Origin of the sequence: Streptomyces triticirhizae, assembly GCF_003696235.1 — a bacterium.
Lineage (GTDB): Bacteria > Actinomycetota > Actinomycetes > Streptomycetales > Streptomycetaceae > Streptomyces > Streptomyces triticirhizae.
On the sequence record NZ_RFFJ01000250.1, the window covers coordinates 1 to 7363 of the forward strand.

Here is a 7363-nt window from a genome sequence, read left to right on the forward strand (position 1 = left end):
GGTCAGCTCGACGCCGCGCAGCGGCACGGCGTCGCCGCCGAGCGCCGCCAACTGGGCGGTGTCCAGGGGGCGGTGGGTGAGGGAGGCGACGCGCGCGACCGGGGCGCCGCCGGCGTCGGCGAGGGTCAGCTCGGCGGTGTCGGCGCCGGTCGGGGCGAGCCGGACGCGCAGCGCCTCGGGCGAGCCGGCCGGCCGCGTGACGCCGCTCCAGGAGAACGGGACGCGCAGCGCGTCGCCGGCGCCGACCAGCAGCGGGTGGAGCGCGGCGTCGAGCAGCGCCGGGTGCAGGGCGTGGCCGGTGACGTCGGTGTCGGCGGGCAGGGTGACCTCGGCGTAGCGGACGTCGCCGTCGTGCCAGAGGGCCGTCAGCCCCTGGAACATCGGGCCGTAGGCGTAGCCGCGTCCGGCGAGTTCGGCGTAGAGGTCGGGCAGCGGCACCTCCCGCGCGCCGGGCGGGGGCCAGGCGGCGGGCAGGGTCGGGACGGCGGCCGCCTCAGGGGTGAGGGTGGCGGTGGCGTGGCGGGTCCAGCCTGCGTCGTCGCCCTCGGGGCGGGCGTGGACGGCGACGGCGCGGCGGCCGTGCTCGTCGGGCGGGGCGACCGTGATCTGGAGCTGGACCGCGCCCGGTTCGGGCAGGGCGAGGGGCGCCTCGATGGTGAGGTCCTCGACTCCGGCCAGCCCGACGTGGGTTGCCGCGTGCAGCGCCAGGTCGACGAAGCCGGTGCCGGGGAAGAGCACGGTGTCGGCGACGGCGTGGTCGGCCAGCCACGGGTGGTCGGCCGTCGACAGGCGGGCGGTGAGCAGCACGGTCTCGCTGTCGGCGAGGGTGACGGCGGCCGCGAGGAACGGGTGGTCGGGCGTCTCAAGGCCGGCCGCGGTGACGTCGCCGGCGCCGGCGGACGGCTGGAGCCAGTACCGCTCCCGCTGGAACGGGTAGGTGGGCAGGTCGACGAACGGCTCGGCGTCGGTTCCTTCGGCCGGCGGCTCGGGCAGCAGGCGGGTGAGGTCGGCGGGCGCGCCCCGGGTGAACGCCTCGGCGAGGGAGGTCGCGAAGCGGGCGAGGTCGCCGTGGTCGCGGCGGAGCGTTCCGACGGCGTGGGCGGTGGGCGGTGGGGCGTCCTCGAAGGTCTCGATGGTGTCGCCGAGCGCGGTGACCAGCACGGGGTGGGCGCTGGACTCGACGAAGAGGCGGTAGCCGTCGGCGAGCATCAGCCGGACCGTGTCCAGCAGCCGCACCTGGTGGCGCAGGTTGCGGTACCAGTAGTCGCCGTCGAGCGTCGTGGTGTCGAGCGGGGCGGCCTCCAGCGTCGAGTAGAACGCGATGTCGGTGGCGCGCGGCGAGAGCCCGGCGAGCAGCTCGGCCAGGTCGGCCTCGATGGCCTCGACATGGGCGCAGTGCGAGGCGTAGTCGACGGGGACGTCGCGGGCGCGCAGGCCGTCGGCGGCGCAGCGGGCGAGGAGGGCGTCGATGGCCTCGCGGTCGCCCGAGACGACGGTGGCGGCGGGCCCGTTGACGGCGGCGACGGAGAGCCGGCCGCCGTGGGGGGCGATCAGCTCCTCGGCGCGCGCCACGGGCAGCGGCAGCGAGACCATGCCGCCGAGCCCGGCGATGGCGCGCAGCGCGCGGGAGCGGAGGGCGACGACGCGGGCCGCGTCGTCGAGGTCGAGGGCGCCGGCGACGCAGGCCGCGGCGATCTCGCCCTGGGAGTGGCCGACGACGGCGTCGGGGTGGACGCCATGGGCGCGCCAGAGCGCGGCGAGGGACACCATCACGGCGAACAGGGCGGGTTGGATGACGTCCACGCGTTCCAGCAGCGCCGCCGCCTCCTCGTCGCCGGGCGCGGCGGTGAGGACGTCGACGAGGTTCCAGTCGGTGTGGGGGGCGAGGGCATCGGCGCACTCCCGGAGGCGGTCGCGGAAGGCGGGCGCGGTCTCCCACAGGCCGGCGGCCATGCCGAGCCACTGCGATCCCTGGCCGGGGAAGACGAACGCGGTCCGGCCGCCGGCGTCGGCCGTGCCGGTGACGAGCGCTCCGTTGTCCTGGCCGTTGGCCAACGTCCGGACGGCGTCGAGGAGTTCGTCCCGCGTGCCGGCGACGGCGACGGCGCGGTGGTCGAAGTGGCTGCGGGTGGTGGCCAGGGAACGGGCGACGGCGGTCGTGTCCGCCTCGGGGCGGTCGCGCAGCGCGTCGTGGAGGCGGGCCGCGAGGTCGGCGAGCGCCGGCTTGGACCTGGCGGTCAACACCCAGGGCGTGACCTGGGGTTGCTGCGGGGTGCTCGCGTCCGGGGCGGCGTCCCGCGCCGGGTCACGCGCGGGTTCGGGGGCCTGTTCGAGGATGACATGCGCGTTGGTGCCGCTGATCCCGAAGGAGGAGACGGCGGCGCGGCGCGGCCGGTCCCCGCCCGGGGTGTGCCAGGGGCGCGGCTCGGTGAGCAGTTCCACGGTGCCCTCGGACCAGTCGACATGCGGGGTCGGCTCGTCGACGTGGAGCGTCCTGGGCAACACGCCCTCGCGGAGCGCCATCACCATCTTGATGACGCCGGCGACGCCGGCGGCGGCCAGGGTGTGGCCGATGTTCGACTTCAACGAGCCGAGGAGCAGCGGGTTTTCGGCGGTGCGTCCGCTGCCGTAGGTGGCCAGCAGGGCCTGGGCCTCGATGGGGTCGCCGAGCTTGGTGCCGGTGCCGTGCGCCTCGACGGCGTCCACGTCGGCGGGCGCGAGGCCGGCGTTGGCGAGGGCCTGCCGGATGACGCGCTCCTGGGAGGGGCCGTTGGGCGCGGAGAGCCCGTTGGACGCGCCGTCCTGGTTGACGGCGGAGCCGCGCACCACGGCCAGCACGCGGTGGCCGTTGCGGCGGGCGTCGGAGAGCCGCTCGATGAGCAGCATTCCGACGCCCTCGCCCCAGCCGGTGCCGTCGGCCGAGGCGGCGAACGCCTTGCAGCGGCCGTCGACGGACAGCGCGCGCTGCCGGCTGAACTCGACGAAGTTGGTCGGCCCGGCCATGACGGTGGCGCCGCCGACCAGCGCCATCCCGCACTCCCCCGCGCGCAGCGCCCGCATCGCGAGGTGCAGCGCGACCAGCGAGGACGAGCAGGCGGTGTCGACGGTGACGGCGGGGCCCTCCAGGCCGAAGGTGTAGGCGAGGCGGCCCGAGGCGACGCTGGTGGTGGTGCCGGTGGAGACGTAGCCCTCCACGCTGTCCGGCACCTGGGCGGCCAGGCGGGTCACATAGTCGCTGGTGATGACGCCGGCGAAGACGCCGGTGTCGCTGCCGCGCAGCGACTCGGGGGCGATCCCCGCGCGTTCGAACGCCTCCCACGCGGTCTCCAGGAGGAGCCGCTGTTGCGGGTCCATGGCGAGGGCCTCGCGCGGGTTGATGCCGAAGAAGTCGGGGTCGAAGCCGGCGGCGTCGTCGAGGAAGCCGCCCTGCCGGGTGTAGGAGGTGCCGGGCACGGTCGGGTCCGGGTTGTGCAGGGCGTCCAGGTCCCAGCCCCGGTCGGTCGGGAAGTCGCCGATGGCGTCGCGCCCTTCGGCGACCATCCGCCACAGCTCCTCAGGGGAGGCGACGCCGCCGGGGAAGCGGCAGGCCATGCCGACGATGGCGATGGCGTCGTCGTCCCCGGGGGCGTCGGCGTCCCGCGCGGCGGAGCCGGACACGGCCATGGCGGGTTCCGAGCCCAGCAGCCTGGTCCGCAGGTGGGCGGCGAGCGCCAGCGGCGTGGGGTGGTCGAACACCAGGGTGGGCGAGAGGCGTTCGCCGGTGGCGGCGGCCACCCGGTTGCGCAGTTCGAGCGCGGACAGCGAGTCGAAGCCGAGGTCGCGGAACGCCCGCCTGGGATCGAGCGCGGTGTTCTCCGCGTGCCCGAGAACGGCCGCGACCTGCGCGCCGACGACCTCGACCAGGGCGCGTTCCCGCTCGGCCTCGGGCAGCGCGGCCAGCCGCCGCGCCAGCGAGGACGCGGAGCCGGCGGCGGAACGACGCCGGGCCTGGGTGCGGGTCAACGCCCGCAGCACGGGCGGCAATTCGTCGGCGGCGGCCCGCTGGCGCAACGCGCCCTGGTCGAGGCGGAGCGGAACGACGGCGGCGCGGTCGCCGGCGAGCGCCGCGTCGAGGGCGGCCAGGCCGCGTTCGGCGGTCAGCGGGGCGATGCCGCCGGCGGCGAGGCGCTCGCGGTCCACGGCGTCGAGGGCGCCGGCCATGCCGGCGTCCAGGTCCCACAGGCCCCAGGCCAGCGAGGTCGCGGGCAGCCCGAGGGTGTGCCGGTGCCGGGCCAGAGCGTCGAGAAACGCGTTCGCCGCCGCGTAGTTGGCCTGCCCCGGGTTGCCGAGCGTGCCGGCGACCGAGGAGTAGAGGACGAACGCCGCCAGGTCGAGGTGGCGGGTCAGCTCGTGCAGGTGCCAGGCGGCGTCGGCCTTGGGCCGGAACACCGTCTCCAGCCGCTCCTCGTCGAGCCGCGCGAAGGACACGTCGTCGACGCGGCCGGCCGTGTGCACCACGGCGGTCAGCGGGTGCGCGGCCGGGATGGCGTCGAGCACGGCGGCCAGCTGGGCGCGGTCCGAGACGTCGCAGGCCACGGCCGTCACCTCGGCGCCGAGCGCGGCGAGTTCGGCGGCCAGCTCGGCGGCGCCGGGGGCGTCAGGGCCGCGCCGGCTGGCGAGCAGCAGGCGCCGGTGGCCGTGCGCCGCGACCAGGTGCCGGGCGGTGAGCGCGGCCAGCGCGCCGCTGCCGCCGGTGATCAACACCGTGCCGTCCGGGTCGGGCACGGCCGGCAGCGTGAGGACGGCCTTGCCGGTGTGGTGGCCCTGCCCGAGGCGGCGGAACGCGTCCGGCGCGCGCCGGACGTCCCAGGCGCCCAGCGGCAGCGGGCGGAGCGCGCCCGAAGCGAAGAGGGCGGAGAGCGCGTCCAGCATCTCCGCGATCCTGGCCGGTCCGGCCTCCATCATGTCGAACGCCCGGTAGGCGACGCCGGGATGCGCGGCGGCCACCTCGTCCGGGTCCCGCACGTCGGCCTTGCCCATCTCCAGGAACCGGCCGCCGCGCGGCAGCAGCCGCAGCGAGGCGTCGACGAACTCCCCGGCGAGGGAGTCGAGAACGACGTCCACACCCCGGCCACCGGTGGCGGCGCGCAGCCGCTCCTCGAACTCCAGGGTGCGGGAGTTGGCCAGGTGCGCCTCGTCGAAGCCCTGGCCGCGCAGCGTGTCCCACTTGCCGGGGCTGGCGGTGCCGTAGACCTCGGCGCCGAGGTGCCGCGCGAGCTGCACGGCGGCCATGCCGACGCCGCCGGCGGCGGCGTGCACCAGCACGGACTCCCCTGCGGTGAGCCCGCCGAGGTCGACCAGCCCGTGGTAGGCCGTGAGGAACGCGACGGGCGTGGCGGCGGCCTGGGCGAACGTCCAGCCGGCCGGCACGGGCGCCAGCAGGGCGCGTTCGGTGACGGCCAACGGGCCGGCGCCGTCGGGGAAGAGGCCCATCACCCGGTCGCCCACGGCCAGGCCCGCGACGTCGGGGCCGGTCTCCACCACGACGCCGGCGGCCTCGCCGCCGATGGCGGCCCGGCCCGGGTAGGTGCCGAGCGCGATCAGCACATCGCGGAAGTTGACGCCGACCGCGCGGACCGCGACCCGCACCTCGCCGGGCGCCAGCGCGCGGGCGGCGTCGGGGGCGGGCAGCAGCGCGAGGTTCTCCAGCGTGCCCTCGCCGCTGGAGCCGAGCCGCCACGGCGCGCCGCCGGCCGGCGCGGCGAGACCGGCGTCGCGGGCGGCGCGGTCCAGGCGGTTGACGTGCACCGTGCCGTTGCGGACGGCGAGTTGGGGCTCGTCGACGGCCAGCGCCGCCGGCACGGCGGCGCGGCTCGCGGCGGTGTCGTCGAGGTCGAGCAGCCACAGCCGGTCCGGGTTCTCCGCCTGGGCGGTGCGGACCAGGCCCCACAGCGCGGCCCCGACCGGATCGTGCGTCCGGTCCTGGCTGCCGGCGGCCACCGCGTCCCGCGTCACCACGACGAGGCGGCGGGCGGCGGCGAACCGCTCGTCGCCGAGCCAGGCGGGCAGCTCGGTCAGCAGCGCGCGGCACGCGGCGCGCGCGGCGTCCGCCGCGTCCTCGCCGGCGGCCGGGTCACGGGGCGGGACGTGCAGCAGCACCGTGCCGGGCACGTCGCCGTGGGCGGCCAGCGCGGCCAGGTCGTCAAAGACCGCCGAAACGCCGAGCGCGGCGGCGAGTTCGGCGCCCCGCTCCCCCACCACGGCCCAGTCGCGCGGGGACTCCGGCTCGGCGTCGCCGGCCTGGGCCGGCGACCAGTCGAGGTGCAGCAGCAGTTCCTCGCCGGACGCGCCGGCGGGCCGCAGCCGTTCCGGGTCCACCGCCCGGAGCGACAGCCGCTCGACGACGGTCAGGGGCGCGCCCTCGTCGTCGGCCAGCGTCAGCGTCACGGCGTCCGCGCCGGTCGGGGTCAACGACACCCGCACCGCCGCGACACCGCCGACGGCCGGCACCGCGATCCCGCTCCAGGAGAACGGGATGCGCACCGCCTCGTCCCCACCCGGTCGAAGCGCGTCGACCAGCAGGGGGTGGAGTGCGGCGTCGAGGAGCGCGGGGTGGAGGGTGTGGCCGGCGGTGGGGGTGTCGGGCGGGAGGGCGATCTCGGCGTGCAGGGTGTCGTCTTCGCGCCAGAGGGCGGTGAGGCCCTGGAAGGTGGGGCCGTAGTCGTAGCCGCGTTCGGCGAGTTGGGGGTAGGTGTCGTCGAGGGGGATTGCCTGGGCGCCGGGTGGGGGCCAGGCGGCGGGTGGCTCGGGGGTGGCCGGTGGTTCGTTGGTGAGGGTCGCGGTGGCGTGGCGGGTCCAGGGTTCGTCCTCGCCCTGGGTCCGGGCGTGGAGGGTGAGGGTGCGGTCCTCGATGCTGATCTGGAGTCGCACGGTGGAGTGTTCGGGCAGGACGAGGGGGGCCTCGATGGTCAGGTCCTCGACGCCCGCCGCGTTGACCTGGGTCGCGGCGTACAGCGCGAGGTCGAGGAACCCCGTCCCTGGAAAGAGAACGGTGCCGGCGATGGTGTGGTCGGCCAGCCACGGGTGGTCGGCCAGCGACAACTGACCCGTGATCAGCACGGTGTTGTTGTGCGCCAGGGTGGTCGTCGTGGTGAGGAGCGGGTGGCGGGTGTTGTCGCGCCGGTTGGTCGTGGGTCGGAGCCAGTAGGTGTGGTGTTGGAAGGGGTAGGTGGGGAGTGGCAGGTTTGGGGTGTTGGTGGTGGTGAGGGTGGTCCAGTTGGTGGTGGGGTGGTGGGTGAGTGTGGTGAGGTAGGTGGTGAGTTCGGGGGTGTTGGTGCGGAGGGGTGCGGTGGTGGGGGTGTTGGGGTGGGTGTGTTGGGCGAGG

1 protein-coding gene is annotated in these 7363 nt (G+C 76.5%); it reads right to left on the minus strand.

Translation table 11 applies throughout. The annotated features are described in order from the left end of the window. Positions 1–7363, minus strand: a 7363-nt coding sequence (locus tag EBN88_RS27085) for a type I polyketide synthase (protein ID WP_122399680.1), incomplete at both ends; no start/stop codon positions are given.